Origin of the sequence: Neobacillus sp. PS3-34 (assembly GCF_030915465.1) — a bacterium.
Classification (GTDB): Bacteria; Bacillota; Bacilli; order Bacillales; family Cytobacillaceae; genus Neobacillus_A.
Window position 1 is genome coordinate 4428100 of record NZ_CP133267.1, and the last position, 19760, is coordinate 4447859.

Below are 19760 nucleotides of genomic sequence, written 5' to 3' on the forward strand. Positions count from 1 at the left end.
ATTCAGAGAATATTAGAGGGAAAGAATATTCAGCTTAAATTGTTAGAAGAAAGTGATCTAACCACACTGTGGCAGCATATATACGGAGTGAAGAACCCTGAATGGAAAGAATGGGATGCGCCTTATTTTCACCTTGAGCATAAGGAACTTGATACCTATAAATTAGAAATGGCCAGCCTAATTTCAAATGGGCTTCTAAATAGGAGGGCTATCATGATAGATGGCCAAATTATCGGCACGGTTTCTTATTACTGGGAACATAAGCCATCAAACTGGCTCGAGGTGGGAATCGTTATTTATGATCCTGGTTACTGGAGCGGAGGCTATGGGACTGAAGCTATTAAGCTATGGATTGATCATCTTTTTGCAGAATTGCCACTTCAGCGTATTGGATATACAACATGGTCAGGCAACCAACGAATGATTAAAGTAGGTGAAAAACTTGGCATGCAGATGGAAGCAAGAATAAGGAAGGCAAGGTTTTATAATGGTGAATATTATGATTCAATCAAAATGGGGATTTTGAGGGAAGAGTGGGAAAAGCTACATTGTAATAAACAATGATAAGAGAAGGCACCACATAGATAAGGGACTCCCAATTAAAGGAGTCCCTTTTACTTACTATTATTTCGCCGCTTTTCTTGCCGATTCCGATGCAAAATCGGCTATTAGAACCAGAATCATATAGCAAATTAACAGCAGTGTAAGTTCTGTGTATTGAAAATAGCTCATACTGAGTTTGAACTGCATCCCCAGGCCGCCTGCACCGACAAATCCTACAACAATCGTCGTTCTCATGATAACTTCCCAGCGATACAGGATATAAGTCAAAAACCTAGGCATAACGGCTGGAATGACACCGTAAAATAATAGCTGTGCTTTAGAGGCTCCAGAAGAAGCAAGATTGCGAACCGGCCTCGGATCCATGTCCTCAATTACCTCGGCCAGAGCTTTCCAAGAATGCCGAAATTATGGAGAGCAAGGGCCACTGCACCAGGCAAGATTCCTGGTTTAAAAAGAAAAATAATCATCATTGCCCATACTAGCTCCGGAACAGCTCTCGAAAAAATATAAACAATACGCACAAGACCGAAAAGCGGCCAATTATACCACTTTTTCGCTGACGTCAAAGTTCCATTAGCAATATTCCTTGCAGCTGGTATAACCGTTAAAAAGGCAGCTATGGTCGCAAAACCAATAGCCATAATGCTCATTTGCAGAGTTTCCACTGTTAGCTTTAAAGCTTCAGTCCAGCTTTTGGAATCGAAGAAAGCGGGGTGTGCATCGTTTAAGCCGATCAGCCCGCCAAAAAACTTCCCGGCAAATTCAAGATTTTGATTGGAGAGCAATTCAAATAAATGGGTGTTTTCGCCAGCAGCAATATAGCCCCATGAGCCAATAATGAGAATAAGACCAATAATAGCTGAGAAATACCCGGATCCGAACTTCCCCTTTTTCCCGGAATGGGTCAGCCCTTTGCGGATTAAACTGCTCCACAAATCAACTAGAAGGACGACTGTAATCAAGTAATAAACAAAAAGCCATACCTCGTCGTATTTCAAATCTGAGAGGGAAAGCTGGATTTGATATCCGAGACCTCCAAGCCCAATAAAACTCATGATTGCTGAAGAACGAATCGCACACTCAAAACGGTACATCGTATAACTTACCATGTCGGCACGGACAAGGGGTAAATATCCATAAATCAAAGCCTGAAGTTTTGAAGCACCTGCAGCCCGGAGTGCTTTTATCGGTTCTTCATTTACATCCTCCAGCATATCGGCAAAAATACGGCCAAGGATCCCGCCATAGGGAATGGCAATAGCGAAAACGGCGGCATAAGGTGATAATCCAACTGCAGCCACAAAAAGCCACGCCCAGACCAATTCGTGGATAGACCTTGTAAAGCCGAGAATTCCCCTGAAGAAGATCTTTGAAAAAAGGCGGGAAATATTCCTTGAGGCCATTACCCCAGAGGCAAGTATACCCGTTATAAAGGCATAAATGATGGCTAATGACATTCCTGCAACAGCATATGCCAGTGTTATCCATGCTGATTGAAAGCCAAGAACGGCCAGTTCCGGCGTAAAAGCAGGATGTACCACACCCTTCAATATTTGAAGGATAACGGTTCCTCCCCCTGAGTGATAGAGGTCTGAATTCCACTTTATAGAAAACATACTCCACACAAAAACAGCCAAAAGCACTATGGAAAGTAAAAGTCTATTTTTCTGATGGAAGGAGGGGAAAAACTGTTTCATTTTACACCTGCTCCTTTAGCTGGTATAACTCTGCTAAATGATTATCAGTCACTTTTACAGTCGGCAGATCAAAAAAAAGCTTTCCGTTCTTTAAAGCGATAATTCTTGTAAAGTACTTCTTTGCATACTCAACTGAATGAAGGCTAGCTATAAGTGTTTGGTTTTCTTCGGATACAAATCGTGTAAGCATGGATAAAACATCTTCAGCTCTTGCAGGGTCAAGAGATGCCACAGGTTCATCAGCAAGAATAATCTCAGGTCCCTGGACAATTAACCTTGCTAATGCGACCCGCTGCTGTTCACCGCCTGAAAGGGTTGTTGTTAGATCATATGTCTTAGCAGACAAACCGACTCGGGCAAGGGCATAAATGGCTTTCTCTTTTTCCTGTGGAACGATAAGTGAAAGGAGGGATTTAAATAAACCCCATTCCGAAAGCTTTCCGGCCAGAACATTATGGATGACAGCCAGTTGGCCGATTAAATCAAATTGCTGGCGTATTACGCCAACTTTTTTTGCAAATACTTTTCCATTTTTATATTGGGAAATAGGCACTCCGTCTATGGCAAATTCACCGCCGTCAGGGTCAACAAGCCCAGCGAGAGAGTTTAATAATGTTGTTTTTCCTGCGCCGCTTGGTCCTATTAATGCAATTCTTTCACCTTTCTCGACAATAAAAGAAAGGGAAGATAATGCTATCTTCCGCCCATAGTGTTTCGATATATTATTCGCTTCAATCAAAATTTTTGAAGACATTCTCTACACCTGCTATTTAATAATGTTTAACTCTTTTGCCACTTTTTCAATTGGCTTATAATTTTCATTTTTTGTTTCAACAAACTTATCTGTTTGGAATAGATCTAATATTTTCTTTTGGCCGCTGCCCATAGAAAGAATGGCATCTGTCAATTTTTTCTTGGTTGCTTTGTCCATTTTATTTACAGTCCAGTTGTAATCATAGAAGGCAGGCGTTTTGTAGAAAACCTCGACTTTATTTGTATCTACTTTTCCTTCCTTTACAGCAGCTTCCCAAACAGCTTCATTGAGGGCGCCTGCTTTAAATGCTCCTGATTCAACCAGTTTATAGGTAGTATCATGGGAACCTGAGAAGTTTGGCTTGCCGTCTAAATCTTTATTAGCATCAATGCCAGCCTCTATCATATAATAGCGGGGCATCAAGTGGCCTGATGTTGAGCTCTCACTGCCGAACGTGAAGTTTTTGCCTTTAAGATCTCCCAGCTTCTTGATACCTGAATTTTTCTGTGTAATAAATACCGAATGGAATTCGGCATCACGTGGACGCTGTGCGATTGCTTCCGCGCCAGAAACCTGGTTCCTAGCTTGAACACCCGTTAATCCGCCAAACCAGGCAAGCTGGATTTCACCGCGCTGGAACGCAGTTACGAGTGCTGCATAATCAACAGAAGGAACATATTCTACCTTCATACCGGTTTTGTCTGCAAGGTATTTAGCGACATCTCCCATGCTGCGGTTAATGTCTGCTGCACTTTGGTCAGGAATGGCGCCAATTTTTATCACTTTTGGAGCTGCAGGTTCGCTCTCTTTATTGTTCGATTTATCATCCTTCTGGGAACAAGCTGCCATGGAAAGGACTAGCATTGCTACAAATATAATGGATAACCATTTTTTCATCAAAAATTACCTCCTGTAAATTGTAAAACTCTTTTTCATACCTACTTATTCTATCGGATTATAATTTCATTTCAACTTTTTTAATCAAGATTTTCACATTTTTTAATAATCTATAGGTTTTTAATAGCTTCTTTTTTGCTTAGGTTTGAAAGCGGAAGTGTCGCACATAGACCTAATGTAAACTCGGAGTTTATCTTTGCATACTCCCTTAATGCCCAGCCAATTGCTTTATCGATAAAGAATTCATTTGTTTCGCAGTTTTCAGCAATAATCCGTGCCAACAATTCCTCATCCGTTTTATATTTATATCCCAACTGAAATAATATACAGCTTCTAATTAGCCATGTATTATCAGACTGAAGCCATTTTTCGATAATTTTTGACCTTTCCTCAGGAAAAAGCTCAAAATAATATCCAACATGTTTTTTAGCGAGATGGTCGATCGTATCCCACCATGGTTTAGTTTGGATTAGCTCCTCTAGCAGGAAACCATCATTATGCTGAAAATGAATTTTCATTTTATCTAAAAGATATAGTCCCATAATCTGCATTTCCCGCTCCTCATACCTCCATAACGCCAACAATACATTACGAAACTGATTTTCATCAGGTACACCATGATTCTTAACATATTCCTTGAAAATTTCTTTCATCTTTGGTGCTCTTAACCCGAAGTAAACAAATTTATTCCTTACATATGCACTTAATTTTTGTGCTTCTTCTGGATTGCAGAAAGGGACTAACGCCTCTCTTAAACCTTCAGCATATTCATTCATAAGATTAAATCTCCTTAAAAAGCTCGGAATTTACCGACCAAAAAGTTTATATCCCAATAACTAATTAAACCCTGCCACAATGGCAGGGTTTATCATTTGGGAATTTTTTATACTGTCTGTTGTGACCATTCTTCCACATTCCAAACCTTAGTTACCCAGTCCTCATAGAAGTCTGGTTCGTGGCAAACAAGAACGACTGTCCCTTTATAAGCTTTAAGGGCACGCTTCAATTCTTCTTTCGCCGTCACATCAAGGTGGTTTGTCGGCTCGTCAAACAGGATCCAGTTGCTTTCATTCATCAATAGCTTACAAAGACGGACCTTTGCTTGCTCGCCTCCGCTTAGCTGGTTCATCGGGCGGGAGATATGCTCATTTTTTAGGCCGCAGCGGGCAAGGGCAGCACGTACTTGATGCTGGTCCATACTTGGGAAGGCATTCCAAACATCATCAATTGGAGTCATGCCTTCTGCCTTAACCTCCTGTTCAAAATAAGAAGGGAAGAGGAAATCGCCGCGTTCAACGGAACCTGATAACGGATCGATTTTTCCAAGCATTGTTTTAAGCAATGTTGATTTCCCTACGCCATTACAGCCGATAATAGCAACTTTTTCACCGCGTTCAATCGTTATATCCATTTTTGGAAGTAGTGGTTGAGAATAGCCAATCTCCATGTTTTTCGCTTCAAAAACGTAGCGGCTGCTGCTTCGGGACTCTTTAAATTCAAATGTAGGCTTTACTGCCGTTTCAGGACGGTCAATCCGCTCAATCCGGTCAAGTTGCTTTTGACGGCTTTTTGCACGGCCAGTTGTTGAATAGCGAGCTTTATTTTTTGCGATAAAATCTTCCTGCTTTTTAATAAATTCCTTTTGTTTTTCATAAGCATACAAATGCTGGTTCTTATTGATTTCTGCAAGCTCAAGGAATTTGTCATAGCTGGCTGTATAGCGTGTTAGCTTGGAAAACTCCAAATGGAAAATAGTATTGGAAACAGAATTCATGAATTCTGTATCATGCGAAATCAGGATAAATGCATACGGATATTCTTTTAGGTAGGAAGAAAGCCAGCGAATATGCTCAACATCCAAATAGTTTGTAGGCTCATCAAGTAGGAGTACCTTAGGCTGTTCAAGCAATAGCTTTGCAAGAAGGACTTTGGTGCGCTGCCCTCCGCTTAGTGCAGCAACATCACGGTCAAGACCGATAGCGTCAAGACCCAGGCCGCGAGCTGCTTCTTCTATTCTAATATCGAGGGAATAAAAGCCGCCTGCATCCAGCTCATCCTGAATTTCGCCCATTTTTTCCAATAGGACTTCAAGTTCCTCTGGAGTCGCATCGCCCATTTGTGCTGTTACTTCGTTCAATTCTCTTTCTTTTTCGAAAAGAGGAAGGAAGGCATCGCGTAAAACATCTCTCATTGTTTTTCCAGCGGTTAGAACCGTATGCTGGTCCAAATAACCATAATGGGTGCCTGGTGTCCATTCAACCCGGCCTGAATCATGTATCAGCTGGTTTGTGATGATATTCATTAAGGTTGATTTTCCCACTCCATTAGCTCCGACAAGGCCTGCATGGTCTTCTGCTAAAAGGCGGAAGGATACGTCTTTGAAAAGAGTTCGGTCGCCGAATGTATGACTTAAATTTTCAACAGTTAATAAGCTCATAGTTTATGGAATCCTCGCTTTGTTCTAAAATTACTCATTCCTAAATAATACTAAATTTTTGAGGATTCGACCATATTTTTAGAAGGAAAACTTCCATTAATAATCCAAATCATGATGAACTTTTTTGCCGGCATGAAACATTTTGTCGATCTGCCATGGGTTCTCCTTTGCTGATAAGGAGGCGGGTACTATTTTAAAAATTCCTGTCTGACTACCAAGCGAAGATCTATACTTTTCAACATGCGACTTCGCAAGCGGATTATCAAAATATGCTGGCACATATTTATTCAGCATTTCTTGCATTGCCTGAGTTGCTTCATCCCAATCATCCAATTTCTCTGCTTTTCCAGTTAGAATGACGCTCATATACGCTGTATCAATATGGGCAGGAACAGGGTTTGAAATTGTTCCATATTCTTCGCTTACTGTAAAACATACATTCTGATTCACTTTCATAATTTCTATTTTTTTCCCCTCAGATGCTCCGTGAAAATAAATATGTTCCTTATACCAAACAAAATTCAACGGTATCACATACGGTATAGTGCCATCTGTCAGGCCTAAAAAACCAATTTTTGCTGAATTTAAAAAATGATTGATTTTTCCTTGTTCAGTACATTCCCTTTTGTAATATCTCATTCAAAATATGCTGGCACATATTTATTCAGCATTTCTTGCATTGCCTGAGTTGCTTCATCCCAATCATCCAATTTCTCTGCTTTTCCAGTTAGAATGACGCTCATATACGCTGTATCAATATGGGCAGGAACAGGGTTTGAAATTGTTCCATATTCTTCGCTTACTGTAAAACATACATTCTGATTCACTTTCATAATTTCTATTTTTTTCCCCTCAGATGCTCCGTGAAAATAAATATGTTCCTTATACCAAACAAAATTCAACGGTATCACATACGGTATAGTGCCATCTGTCAGGCCTAAAAAACCAATTTTTGCTGAATTTAAAAAATGATTGATTTTTCCTTGTTCAGTACATTCCCTTTTGTAATATCTCATTGTTTCCATAATCTATTTCCCCTTCCATATACTGATGATAAAATGATTGTAGAGTTTAATTGACATTGTAAAAAGTGTCAGAAAACAAAAATATAACAGGGACAGATGGAGGGAAAATGGATTTTACACCATTCATAAATAAAGAACATAAAGAGCCGATCTACTTTCAAATTTATCACTTTCTTCGCACTGAAATGGAGGAAGGGAGGATAAAAGCTGGTTCAAGGCTTCCGTCAATCCGCCAGTTATCATTGCATCTTCAGGTTAGCAAAAACACTGTTGAAACTGCTTATGCTCAACTAATTGCGGAAGGGTATGTTGAAAGCCGGCCTAAAAGTGGTTTGTGGGTATTAGAGCTGGAGGATATGGCCGATGCAAGAACAGAAGAGAGCAGAAAGACACATATTTCTAATACGAATAAAGGAAAAGCAATTCTTTGCGATTTTCAATATGGTGACATTGACCTTGAAAAATTTCCACTAAAAACCTGGAAAAGATGTTTAAACCAGGCTGTTGAAAATCCTGGCCAGGAGATTTTCTCTTATGGTAATAAAAAGGGAAATCTAGATTTAAGGTGTGAAATTGCAAAATACCTTTATCAATCCAGAGGTGTAAACTGCTCACACGAACAAATTATCCTATGTTCTGGAACGCAGCAAGCGATTTCTCTCCTATCACAATTAATGGATTTGTCTGAGAAAACAGTTGGGATGGAAGAACCTGGTTATGATGGTGTGAGATATGTTTTTGAGAGTTTGAAAGCTAAAATATTCCCTATTCCCTTAAGCGAAGATGGGATCATGGTTGATGAATTAAAAAATAGCAATGCAGCCTGTGCTTATGTTACTCCTTCACATCAATTTCCACTAGGAATGGTATTATCCATCCAAAAGAGGATGAAACTTCTACAATGGGCAAACGAAACCGGTTCATTCATTATTGAAGACGATTATGATAGTGAGTTCCGTTACCAAGGACAGCCTATTCCTTCTTTAAAATCGCTGGATAACGGGGAAAACGTTATTTATCTAGGGACCTTTTCCAAGGCATTTCTTCCGGCAGCAAGAGTTAGTTATCTCGTATTGCCAGAACCGTTGCATCGCAGGTTTGATGAAAAATTTTCCTTTTACAATCAAGCTGTCTCTCCAATCATACAAAGGGCGTTATACTTTTTTATGAAAGAGGCCATTTTGTACGTCATATCCGAAGAATGAGAAAGGTTTATCAGGAAAAGCATCGTACATTACTGGATTATATAAGTCTTTATTTTGGATGCAATGCGCAAATCATCGGTCATAAAGCAGGCCTTCATCTGCTGCTTGAACTAAAAGGGGCATACCCGGCAGAGCTCGTCACCAGGGCGGAGAAAAAGGGTGTAAAAGTCTATACAACCGAAAAATTTTGGCACTGCAAAGGTGAAATATGTTCCAGGCCACTCATGCTTGGCTTCGGAGGGTTATCACTTAAAGAGATTGAAGAAGGCATCAGGCTTCTATCCATTGCATATAAAGAAAGCAGAGAGGCAAACAAGGAGAAAAAATAAAGGGATTTGTTAATAAATCATAGAAATTTATATTTACCAAAGTTTAGGGGGTGTATTGAGATTGATAGAGTTTTTTAAATATAATTGGATTGTCCGTGATGAATGGCTGAAATGGTGCAGCCAGCTTCCGGAGGAGGAATTATTGAAGGAACGGATTGGTGGAATGAACAGTTTTCTGCATACACTCTTTCACATTGTAGATGTTGAACAAAGCTGGATGCGAGACATAAAAGGAGAGAAGGAGAGTTTTTACGAGTTTATTAACTTCTCTACTCTGGAAACAATTAAACATTTTTCAGAACAATGTAAGATTGAAACCGAAAAAGTGGTATTAAACTGGAATGTAGAAAAAGATTATGAACAAATTCCTTGCCCAACTTCGAATGGAGAAATCGAAAATTTTACATATGGAGAAATTTTAAGGCATGTAATAGCTCATGAAATACACCATATTGGTCAGCTGTCCATTTGGTCAAGAGAAGTGGGATTAGTTCCTGTTTCAGCAAATTTGATCAGAAAAGATTTATTTAAATAGGGGGAGGATTTGTGTCCATATCAATTAGAGAAATAAACCGGGAGAACTGGGAATCATGTGTGGCTTTAAAAGTAAACCGAGAACAGGAAGGCTATGTCGCTTCTAATATGTATTCAATTGCGGAGGTCCAGTTTCTCCCCAATTTTGAGGCGGTTGCCATATATAATGATGAAACTGTTGTTGGCTTTGCCATGTTTGGTCTGGATGAAGATGACAATAATTATTGGATTTATCGATTTATGATTGATGAGCGATACCAGGGAAAAGGGTTTGGAAAGGCCGCTTTAAAGGAAATCATAAAAAAACTGAAATCTAAACCTGACTGCACTGTCATCATGGTTGGTAATAAGCCTGATAACAATGGAGCAGCAAGCTTATATAAAAGCGTTGGATTTATTGAAGCAGGACAAGCACCATGGGGAGAAAGTCTTTCCAGATATGAATAAACGCTAGTTGGTATAGGCAAAATTCTTGTCTTCTTTCCTTTAACGTATTATAGTAAGCCAGTTGGAAGTACTCGACTTATATATAAGCTTCATCATGGGGGAACATCAAATTGAATAAACCAAAATTATGGACAAGAAATTTTGTCAATGTTTGTTTAAGCAGTTTTTTTCTTTTTCTCACTTTTTATTACTTGTTGGTCAGTTTGCCGATCTATGTGATTCAGGACCTGCATGGCAATCCATCCAAAGTCGGTCTTGTCGTTACCGTGTTCTTGGTTGCTGCAATTCTTATTCGGCCAATTGCAGGGCAATGGATAGGAAAGATTGGCGAAAAAGCTGTCCTAATGATTTCATTAATCATCTTTACTGTAGCTTCCGCTTTTTATTTTCTTCCTCATACATTAATAGGGCTATTAATTTTACGCTTTTTCCATGGTCTTGGTTTTGGAATTGCCACTACGGCAGCCGGTACGATCGTCGCCGAAATTATTCCTGATTCCAGAAGGGGAGAAGGCATGGGGTATTATGCCATGTCTATGAACCTCGCCATGGTTGCTGGTCCATTTTTAGGTTTAACCGCTATCCAAAACTGGGGAACTGTATGGACCTTTGCTATTGCTTTTATTTGCGCTTCTTTTGCTCTAATTTCTGGATGGTTTATTACACTGAAAACTGAAAAACCCGGGCAGGTAGAAGTAAAAAAGAAGGTATCGGCTGTTCGTTTTCAGGACTTATTCGAGAAATCAGCGATACGCATTTCATTGGTGGGTGCGTTATTTGCACTTGTTTACTCATCAGTTCTTTCTTTCGTTTCTGTCTATGCAAAGCAGCTTGGATTAGTGGAAGTCGCAAGTTTATTCTTTGTGGTATACGCTGTTATCTTATTATTGAGCAGGCCTTTTACTGGAAAATGGTTTGATCTCTACGGAGCGAATGTAATCATTTATCCGGCAATCATCTGTTTTGCTGTGGGGATGCTTCTTTTGAGCAAAGCGAGTAGTGCCTCTGCGTTTTTAATTTCCGCTGGCCTGATCGGCATGGGATGGGGAACTGTATTCCCAAGTCTCCAAACAATCGCCATTCATGAAGCACCTCCAAAAAGAAGGGGGCTCGCAACAGCCACTTTCCTATCGATTTTTGATTTTGGAATTGGTGTGGGTTCGTATATAGTAGGCTTTGCAGGAGCTAAAATCGGCTTTAGTTCGCTTTATTTTTCAGGAACATTTATAGTTATTGCAGGATTAATCGTATATTTCCTCTTATATGGAAGAAAGCTTTCTATTCAGAGAAAAGCAGATGGCCAATAAGTAGAAAACCGCCTTGGGAAAAGGCGGTTTCAGACTGTAGACAAACTCTTTCGAGTTTGCCTGCAGTCTTTTTTCTTTTTAAAATGTAATTAAGTAAAAGACTCGTTGATTTGCGCTGCGGAGGCTCGACGAACGCCCCCCGGAAAGCAAGCACCTGGAGCGCAAATCACACCATCCAAATGAATTTTTTAAAAAAATCAAAGGCAGCGAGAGTTGTCTCGCTGCCTTTGTCGTCAATCTGAAACCGCCTTTTGAAAATGCGTTTTTTTTTGATTCTATAGAAAATAATCTATCCCAATACATAAAATATAGCATTAAGATGCACGTGATTCTGAGAAATCCACATTGGAATGAGTAGATTTCCTTCCTTTTAAAACATTGAAAATGATATTTAGAAAGATTGCCATTAAGCTTCCTGCAACTATACCATTGTCAGTCAAAATCCTGATGCTCTCCGGCATATGGGAAAAAAGATTAGGGACTGCCGTTACGCCAAGACCCATTCCAACCGAACAAGCGATGATGAGAAGGTTTTCCTGTGAATTAAATTCTACTTTGCTTAACATTTTAATACCATAAGCAACTACCATTCCGAACATAGCCACCATGGCACCGCCTAGGACAGGAGCCGGTATAACGGTGGTCAGGGCACCAATTTTCGGCACAAAGCCAATCACGATGAGCAACGAGCCAGCAGTAAAGATAACATTTTTACCTTTGACACCAGAAAGCTGTACAAGGCCGACATTTTGAGAATAGGTAGTATACGGAAATGAATTAAAAAGTCCTCCAAGAATGATTGCTAAACCTTCAGCACGATAACCTTTTGAGAGATCCTTCTCTGAAATTTTCCGTTCACAAATATCCCCTAATGCGAAGTAAACACCTGAAGATTCAACCAGACTAACAATTGCAACCAGGATCATGGTTAAAATAGGGGTCACCTCAAAGGTCGGCAGACCGAAATAAAAGGGCTTTGCCATATGTAGCCATGAAGCCTCAGTTACAGCAGAAAAATTAACCTTGCCCATAAAGTAAGCCACTCCTGTACCTCCCAACAACCCTAACAAAATGGAGATAGAACGAATAAACCCAGTGAAGAATCGATAAAGTAAGATAATGAATAGAAGTGTCCCGAAAGCTAAGCCTATATTTGAGCCTGCTCCGAAATCAGGACTTCCCACACCGCCTGCCATATTATTCATTGCTACAGGAATTAGAGTAATCCCAATAATCGTGACTACTGAACCAGTAACGACAGGAGGGAAGAATTGAACCAATTTTCCAAAGTGTTTTGAAATAAGAACGACAAACAAACCTGAAATTAAGATTGATCCATAAATCGCAGAAATTCCATATTGTCCGCCAATTGCAATCATCGGCCCTACAGCGGTAAACGTGCAGCCCAGGACAACTGGAAGACCAATTCCAAAGAAACGATTCTGCCAAACCTGCAAAATGGTAGCAAGTCCACACATTAAAATATCAATGGAAACTAAATAGGTTAGCTGCTCACCAGATAATTTCAACGCTCCGCCAACGATCAAGGGAACAATAACGGCTCCTGCGTACATTGCCAAAACATGCTGAATACCCAATGAAGCAATCTTAAATGGATTTTGTTTCATCTTGCCAATTCCTCCTCTTTTTCCTCTAAAAATACAACCTTTCCATTGGAAAGTGAGCTTATCATCGCAAGGGATTCTACCTTGTAACCCTGCTTACGCAAATTTTGTCCGCCTTCCTGGAAAGCTTTTTCAATAACAATTCCCAGCCCTGCGATTCGGGAATCAGCTTTTTTCAGTATTTCAATTAGACCAATTGCAGCTTGGCCATTGGCAAGAAAGTCATCAATAATCAGTACATGATCATTTGCATCAAGATATTTTTTCGAAATGAAAATTTCATTGGTTTCCTTTTTGGTAAAGGAGTGTACAGAAGCAGATAATAATTCTTCTTTAAGGGTCACCGGTTTTCTCTTTCTTGCAAAAACAACAGGTACATTAAGGTGGAGTCCTGCCATAACAGCAGGGCCGATTCCTGAGGATTCAATGGTAACGATTTTTGTTATTCCAGATCTCTTAAAACGATTTGCAAATTCCTTTCCTATTTCAAACATCAATTGCGGATCAAGCTGATGATTTAAAAACGAATCCACCTTTAATACACTGTCCGAAAGAGCAACGCCTTCAGTATCGATTTTTTTCTTTAATAATTCCAAATTCCTTTTCCTCCATTTCGAAAAAAATAGCCCGGAGCCATTCTCCACTCTAAAAAATGAGTGAAGCAATGACCCCGGGCTGATTAACAGATAGGGAAATAAAGGAACAAATAAATAAACCTGTTCCCATTGCCCACTCATAGTCGGATTTTTTACGGTTATCCGGTAGAAACTTGCACGCCATATCCCTGCGATTATATGAGCGAATAAGTATGAAAATTTAAATTCATTATATCATCGGCAAAGAATAATGCAATAAATTCTTACAATATACGAACGATATATTCAAAAATTATTTGATTATTCGTTTACAAGGGCATAGATTCTATCTGCCAAAATTATGAATCTCTTATTTACTTTTCCAGAAATTGTTCTATTATATTAATTAAGGGATAAACCGCTTACATCCAAATTCAAGGGAGCATTTTATATGAACAAACTATCAATTGGACAAAAGTATGCAACCGTTTTCGCAATTACTCTTTTATTATTCCTTCTTGCCTTCGGTTATATTTCTTTCAATGTTAATGGGTTAATGAAAGTATCTAAGGAAGTAGAAAGAAAGGACACCCATTCATTGGAGATAATGGAGATGTCCTCTACTTTTAAACAAAAATATATTGCTATTACCGACTATATAACCAATCCCGCGGAAAATGGGGATAGGGAATATAAGCTCCAGTCCAAAAAGTTTTTAACTTCAGCCAAAAAGGTTGAAAACCATTTTGATACAGAAGATGAACAAAAATTATTTAAAGCAATCCTGATGGCTAATTCTCAAATGGATGAACAGTTCTACAAAACGGTTATGCCTGCTGTTGAAGGATACCAAAGCAATGGCGAACAAATAGATGTACTGCAGCAGATTTCACTTGAAAACAAAGCTGCTCTTCTAAGGAACTTTAATGTTGAAAAGTTAAACGAACTTAAAGAAATGCTATCCAAAGAAAGGACAAGCCTATCTAGCAAAATGAAAGTAATTTCTTCTTCTGCTTTTATCGTCATGCTGGTCACTGTTGTTGCTGCGTTTATCCTATCTGCAGCATTAATATTCCTAGTTAGCAGGAGCATTAGCAGCAAACTTAAGAAGGCCGTTCTTTTATGCAAAGAGCTTGCAAAAGGAAACCTTCAAGCAGAGCGTATGAATTATAAAGGAAAGGATGAAATCGGCGAGATAGCGATAGCTATGAATGAGCTAGCAGATAGCTTGCAGGTTTCTATCCAGCAAATAATGTCCAGTTCTGAACAAGTTATCGATCTTTCTAAGGCACTGAGGAATAATGCAGAAAACTCAACCATTGCAAATGACCATATTACCCATTCCATGCTGGAAGTCGCAGCAGGAGCTGAAAATCAGGTTAATAGTACCAATGAGACTCAATTAGTGGTAAAGGAAGTTTCCAAGGAATTAACGGATATTGCATATAACATGGAGGAAGCTGTAGGGTTAGCCTCAGAAACTGCAGATAAGGTTAAACAGGGATCCCTATTCGTGAACAATGTATCCATCCAAATGGAAACGATAAATCAAAAGGTGATTAATCTTTCTTCCGCTATTAAAACGCTAAACGACAGATCAGCACAAATAAATCAAATTGTGGCATTAATTACCGATATCTCTGAACAAACCAATCTTCTCGCTTTGAATGCAGCTATTGAAGCTGCACGTGCCGGGGAACATGGAAGAGGTTTTGGAGTTGTTGCCGGAGAAGTACGTAAACTGGCAGAGCAATCGGCACAAGCCGCAGGTAATATCCGCAACATTCTGGAGTACATATCGAAAGAAACGTCCAATGCTGTCACCATAACGAATGAAAGTTCAACTGCAGTTACTGATGGCGGCGAAATCGTTAAAAACGTCGGGTCTATTTTTGATGAAATATTAACATCGACAATGCAAGTGAAAAATAAAAGCGAAATAGTCCGAAGCGCAATCAGCCTGACTAATGAAAGTATGGGTACTATGCTCCGCGCGGCTGACGAAATAACACATATTTCAGCACAGTCGGCCGAAAGCATTGAAAGAGTAGCGGCAACTGCCGAACAGCAAAATGCGGTGATGCAGGAATTGCTCGCATCTTCTGAGGAGCTTGCAGAGATGTCGGATACTCTTAAAAAGTCATTTTCCAAATATAAATTTTAAGCATTTAAGTGGCCTCATAAGGAGGGATATTCCTTATGAGGTTTTTTATTTTTAAGTTGGAGTGAGAAATACATATAAGACATATTGGTTAATCTAAAAAACGATATAACAAAAAAATTTCAAAAATCGATGTCCTCCATATATGAACATTGACGAATTTTGTGGTAAAGTTATATTTATAAAACCTTTTAAGAAAGGTGATTACCTAGCAAATAACAGTCCATCTCCAGCGTACAGTTGTATTTTTAAAAATGACACAACAGCATCTAATTTTTTACTAATATGAAAATAGGGGGATACCTTATGTCCAGCAAAACCTTGGAACAATTTTTAAATGTTAATCTTGAGGATTTAAAAGGGAAAGGACTTTACAATGTAATCGATCCGCTTGAGAGCCCAAATGGACCTATCATTAAAATTAACGGCAAAGAGCTAATCAACCTTTCATCTAACAATTATCTAGGTCTTGCAACAGATGAGCGATTGAAAAAAGCAGCCACCGACGCTCTTGAAAAGTATGGTGTTGGTGCAGGAGCGGTACGAACCATTAATGGAACATTAAAATTACATATTGAACTGGAAGAAAAGCTGGCAGAATTTAAGCATACTGAAGCAGCCATTGCGTATCAATCGGGATTTAACTGTAATATGGCTGCCATTTCCGCTGTTATGGATAAAAATGATGCGATTTTATCGGATGAATTAAACCATGCATCCATTATCGACGGTTGCAGGCTTTCAAGAGCGAAAATTATTCGATTCAATCACTCTGACATGGATGATCTCCGCGCAAAAGCGAAAGAAGCAAAAGAATCAGGCCAATACAATAAGCTTATGGTTATTACTGATGGGGTGTTCTCAATGGATGGTGATATCGCCCTGTTGCCTGAAATCGTTAAGATAGCTGAAGAATTCGATCTCATTACCTATGTGGATGACGCTCACGGATCTGGAGTACTGGGAGAAGGGGCAGGTACAGTGAAGCATTTTGGCCTCTCCGATAAAATCGATTTTCAAATCGGAACACTTTCTAAAGCAATCGGGGTTGTCGGCGGATATGTAGCCGGGAAGAAAAATTTGATTGACTGGCTAAAGGTACGCAGCCGCCCATTCCTTTTTTCAACATCTCTTACACCTGCCGATGTAGCAGCGAGCAAGCGATCAATAGAAATATTAATGGAAAGCACTGAACTCAATCAACGCCTCTGGGAAAACGGCGACTATCTTAAAAAGGCCTGAAAAAGCTTGGCTTCAATATTGGCAATAGTGAAACTCCAATCACGCCTTGCATAATCGGTGACGAAAAGCTTACACAGCAATTCAGCAAGCGTTTGAACGAAGAGGGTGTGTATGCAAAAGCCATCGTGTTCCCTACAGTACCACAGGGAACTGGCCGTGTCCGCAATATGCCGACAGCAGCCCATACAAAGGAAATGCTCGACAACGCCATCTCAATTTATGAAAAAGTGGGCAAGGAAATGGGCGTTATTCAATAATTAATATAGCTTTTTTGATATTGAAACAAAATGGAAGACGAAGAGGATGGGGAAAATGAAACGTATAATGATTACCGGTGCATTAGGCCAAATCGGCTCAGAATTGACCTTAAAGCTTAGAGACATTTACGGAACCGATAATGTTATTGCGACGGATATACGCAAAAATGATAGTGAGGCTGCCCAGAGCGGTCCTTTTGAAACTGTGGATGTAACCAGCCTGGATGCCATGATTGAGACTGCAAAAAAATATAATGTTGATACGGTTATGCACCTCGCAGCGCTATTATCTGCTACAGCTGAAGCCAAGCCGGTGTTTGCCTGGAATTTGAATATGGGCGGCATGATGAACGCTCTTGAAACGGCTAGAGAATTAAATGCACAATTTTTCACACCAAGCTCTATCGGTGCATTTGGTCCTTCTACACCGAAGGATTACACACCCCAGGATACGATTATGCGTCCAACCACCATGTACGGTGTAAACAAGGTGGCAGGGGAATTGCTTTCAGATTATTATTTCCATAAGTTTGGCGTGGACACACGCTGGCCTCCGTTTTCCTGGATTAATTTCCTACGTGGCACCTGCGGGAGGCGGAACGACAGATTATGCAGTAGAAATCTATTATGAAGCGATAAAAAATGGAAAATATACTTCTTATATCGATAAAGGAACATACATGGATATGATGTATATGCCAGATGCCTTAAATGCTATCGTTGATTTAATGGAGGCTGATGCTTCAAAGCTGCTCCACCGCAATTCCTTTAATGTGACGGCAATGAGCTTTGAACCAGAGGAGATTGCAGCAGAAATCCGTAAGAACATTCCTGGCTTTGAAATGAGCTATAATGTTGATCCTGTACGCCAAAAAATTGCTGACAGCTGGCCTAATTCAATTGACCCAACCGCTGCTCACGAAGAGTGGGGCTTTAAAGCAGAATATGATCTTGAAAAAATGACGAGAGACATGATTGAAAAGCTGCGCCAGAAACTTTAAAGGATATAGAACCGTGCCTAATTGGGTGCGGTTTTTCTTTTATTTAAGCTTATTTATGTTACTAATCCCGATAACTTTCACAAAGTGTTCAAAGACGAACGGTCAAAGCAACATTTTTTCCTCACAAAATAACTAAACTATATAGACGAGCTTTGGTTTAGGAGGAAGAGATGATGACAGTTGAAAAAAAGCCTGGATCTCCAAGAATAAAGTGGAAAGCACTGGCAGCCGCCTGTATGGCTTTACTCATCATTTTACTGCTGCCTCCACAAGAAGGATTGCCGGAATCTGGCCAAAGGGCTCTGGCTGTTCTAGCATTTTCAATCGTGATTTGGGTTACAGAAGCGGTAACCTATCCGGTGAGCGCTGCATTTATCATCGTTTTATTAACTGTTCTTCTTGGTTTCAGCCCACAACCAGATGAGGGAGGAATGATCGGAACCAAAACGGCACTGGAATGGGCCTTGTCTGGGTTTAGTTCTGGAGCAGTCGCATTAGTAGCCGGAGCGCTCTTTCTGTCTGCTGCGATGCAGGAAACTGGTCTTGATCGCAGATTGGCCTTAACAGTGCTAACTAAAGTAGGGACAACGGTGAAAGGGATTCTATTTGGAGTCATTCTTGTCGGGATTTTGCTCTCATTGTTTATTCCAAGTCCAACAGCCCGTGTCGGAGCGATGATACCAATTGTCATGGGTATGATTTCTGCATTCGGGCTTTCGAAAAACAGTCGGATTTCCACATTGCTAATGTTAGCAGTGGCTCACACAGCTACGATATGGAGCATCGGGATTAAAACGGCAACTCCACAGAATATGGTAGGCCTCAATTTTATCGAGAAAGCATTTCCTTATCCCATTACATGGCTGCAATGGTTTTTGGTAGCTGCACCATTGTCATTGGTTATGTCCATAGCCCTTTATTTTGTTTTACTCCTCTTAATTCGACCTGAAATAAAAGAAATTCCTACAAAAAAAGATGCAATCAAGAAGCAGCTTAGGGATTTGGGTTCAATGTCAGCTTCACAAATAAGGCTGCTAATTATTTCTTTCGCTGCCCTTGCAATGTGGGCAACTGAGAAGAGTGTTCACAGCTTTGATAGTACTACGATTGTGCTTCTTTTGGTTTCGATAATACTTGCCCCAGGAATAGGTGTATTAACCTGGGAAGTAGCCGAAAAAAAGATTCCCTGGGGGACAATTATTCTTTTTGCCGCAGGGATATCATTAGGAACGGTTTTATTGAATACAAAAGGAGCATCATGGCTGGCTAAGATTATTTTTCAATCCTTTGGATTAAGCCATTTGCCATTACTAATCCTACTTTCCATATTAGCTGGATTTACAATATTGATACACATTGGATTTGCGAGTGCTACAAGCCTAGCTTCTACTTTGATACCAGTAGTGATTGCTTTTGTAAAGGGAATGGAGCTCACAAATGCAATGCAGGGGATGGGGATTGTGTTGATTACTCAGTTTGCGATTGGATTTGGATTTATCCTTCCAGTCAATGCTCCGCAAAATATGCTTGCATATGGTACAGGCTCAGTAAAAACAGGTGACTTTATCAAAACCGGTGTCATCCTCACTTTAGTAGGGTATGGAGTTATCTTATTGTTTTCTTTAACCTATTGGAAGTGGATCGGACTTTTGCCGTAAACTTTATAAGAAGTTTAGGATAAAAAATAAGGCAATCCTCAAGGG

18 protein-coding genes, 2 pseudogenes and 1 riboswitch are annotated in these 19760 nt (G+C 39.8%); of the genes and pseudogenes, 10 read left to right on the forward strand and 10 right to left on the reverse strand.

The annotated features are described in order from the left end of the window. The first annotated feature begins 9 nt into the window (after positions 1-9). Entirely contained in the window at positions 10-564 is a 555-nt protein-coding gene (locus RCG23_RS23310) for a GNAT family N-acetyltransferase (RefSeq protein WP_374049870.1), read from the forward strand. A 60-nt stretch (positions 565-624) separates the two neighbouring features. Here RCG23_RS23310 and RCG23_RS23315 read toward each other — a convergent pair whose 3' ends face one another. The 8 genes from RCG23_RS23315 to RCG23_RS23350 form a co-directional block, all read right to left on the reverse strand. Beyond that, positions 625-927, reverse strand: a complete 303-nt coding sequence (locus RCG23_RS23315; protein ID WP_308177607.1) for a PhnE/PtxC family ABC transporter permease — start codon at positions 925-927, stop codon at positions 625-627. 8 nt (positions 928-935) lie between these two features. Then, positions 936-2261: a PhnE/PtxC family ABC transporter permease gene (locus RCG23_RS23320; RefSeq protein WP_308177608.1), complete on the reverse strand. Its 1326-nt coding sequence runs from the start codon at positions 2259-2261 to the stop codon at positions 936-938. Between the two features lies 1 nt (position 2262). Continuing rightward, positions 2263-3015, reverse strand: a complete 753-nt coding sequence (locus RCG23_RS23325; protein WP_308177609.1) for a phosphonate ABC transporter ATP-binding protein — start codon at positions 3013-3015, stop codon at positions 2263-2265. A 12-nt stretch (positions 3016-3027) separates the two neighbouring features. Then, positions 3028-3912, reverse strand: coding sequence for a putative selenate ABC transporter substrate-binding protein (locus RCG23_RS23330; RefSeq protein WP_308177610.1), 885 nt, complete (start codon positions 3910-3912; stop codon positions 3028-3030). Between the two features lie 110 nt (positions 3913-4022). Continuing rightward, on the reverse strand, positions 4023-4688 hold the full coding sequence (locus RCG23_RS23335; RefSeq protein WP_308177611.1) for a DNA alkylation repair protein: 666 nt from the start codon (positions 4686-4688) through the stop codon (positions 4023-4025). A gap of 107 nt (positions 4689-4795) precedes the next feature. After that, positions 4796-6349: an ABC-F family ATP-binding cassette domain-containing protein gene (locus tag RCG23_RS23340; protein WP_308177612.1), complete on the reverse strand. Its 1554-nt coding sequence runs from the start codon at positions 6347-6349 to the stop codon at positions 4796-4798. Positions 6350-6445: 96 nt separating this feature from the next. Beyond that, on the reverse strand, positions 6446-6988 hold the full coding sequence (locus RCG23_RS23345) for a pyridoxamine 5'-phosphate oxidase family protein (protein WP_308177613.1): 543 nt from the start codon (positions 6986-6988) through the stop codon (positions 6446-6448). Beyond that, the gene (locus tag RCG23_RS23350) at positions 6985-7374 is read right to left on the reverse strand and encodes a pyridoxamine 5'-phosphate oxidase family protein (RefSeq protein WP_308177614.1); all 390 of its coding nucleotides are present in this window, start codon (positions 7372-7374) and stop codon (positions 6985-6987) included. Before RCG23_RS23350 ends, RCG23_RS23345 begins: the two co-directional genes overlap by 4 nt. Positions 7375-7481: 107 nt before the next feature. Here RCG23_RS23350 and RCG23_RS23355 point away from each other — a divergent pair, with 107 nt between their 5' ends. The 5 genes from RCG23_RS23355 (at position 7482) to RCG23_RS23375 (ending at position 11196) form a co-directional block, all read left to right on the forward strand. Continuing rightward, on the forward strand, positions 7482-8579 hold the full coding sequence (locus RCG23_RS23355; protein WP_308177615.1) for a MocR-like pyridoxine biosynthesis transcription factor PdxR: 1098 nt from the start codon (positions 7482-7484) through the stop codon (positions 8577-8579). Then, positions 8576-8908 (forward strand): aminotransferase-like domain-containing protein, encoded by a 333-nt coding sequence (locus RCG23_RS23360; RefSeq protein WP_308177616.1) that lies wholly within the window; start codon positions 8576-8578, stop codon positions 8906-8908. The genes RCG23_RS23355 and RCG23_RS23360 overlap by 4 nt, the downstream gene beginning before the upstream one ends. Before the next feature lie 61 nt (positions 8909-8969). Next, on the forward strand, positions 8970-9443 hold the full coding sequence (locus RCG23_RS23365) for a DinB family protein (RefSeq protein ID WP_308177617.1): 474 nt from the start codon (positions 8970-8972) through the stop codon (positions 9441-9443). An 11-nt stretch (positions 9444-9454) separates the two neighbouring features. Continuing rightward, the gene (locus RCG23_RS23370) at positions 9455-9889 is read left to right on the forward strand and encodes a GNAT family N-acetyltransferase (RefSeq protein WP_308177618.1); all 435 of its coding nucleotides are present in this window, start codon (positions 9455-9457) and stop codon (positions 9887-9889) included. A gap of 110 nt (positions 9890-9999) precedes the next feature. Next, entirely contained in the window at positions 10000-11196 is a 1197-nt protein-coding gene (locus tag RCG23_RS23375; protein ID WP_308177619.1) for an MFS transporter, read from the forward strand. A gap of 314 nt (positions 11197-11510) precedes the next feature. On the opposite strand, the gene RCG23_RS23380 is transcribed toward RCG23_RS23375, so the two are convergent. Further along, positions 11511-12824 (reverse strand): nucleobase:cation symporter-2 family protein, encoded by a 1314-nt coding sequence (locus RCG23_RS23380; protein ID WP_308177620.1) that lies wholly within the window; start codon positions 12822-12824, stop codon positions 11511-11513. Beyond that, the gene (locus RCG23_RS23385; protein ID WP_308177621.1) at positions 12821-13417 is read right to left on the reverse strand and encodes a xanthine phosphoribosyltransferase; all 597 of its coding nucleotides are present in this window, start codon (positions 13415-13417) and stop codon (positions 12821-12823) included. Before RCG23_RS23385 ends, RCG23_RS23380 begins: the two co-directional genes overlap by 4 nt. A 120-nt stretch (positions 13418-13537) precedes the next feature. After that, positions 13538-13639, reverse strand: a riboswitch (purine riboswitch). Positions 13640-13847: 208 nt separating this feature from the next. Here RCG23_RS23385 and RCG23_RS23390 point away from each other — a divergent pair. From RCG23_RS23390 to RCG23_RS23405, 4 genes and pseudogenes are all read left to right on the forward strand, one after another. Further along, positions 13848-15560: a methyl-accepting chemotaxis protein gene (locus tag RCG23_RS23390; protein WP_308177622.1), complete on the forward strand. Its 1713-nt coding sequence runs from the start codon at positions 13848-13850 to the stop codon at positions 15558-15560. Between the two features lie 303 nt (positions 15561-15863). After that, positions 15864-17056: pseudogene (locus tag RCG23_RS23395) on the forward strand (glycine C-acetyltransferase). A gap of 46 nt (positions 17057-17102) precedes the next feature. Continuing rightward, positions 17103-18057 (forward strand): annotated as a pseudogene (locus tag RCG23_RS23400) (L-threonine 3-dehydrogenase). 170 nt (positions 18058-18227) lie between these two features. Next, on the forward strand, positions 18228-19715 hold the full coding sequence (locus RCG23_RS23405) for an SLC13 family permease (protein WP_374049783.1): 1488 nt from the start codon (positions 18228-18230) through the stop codon (positions 19713-19715). The last annotated feature ends 45 nt before the right edge of the window (positions 19716-19760 follow it).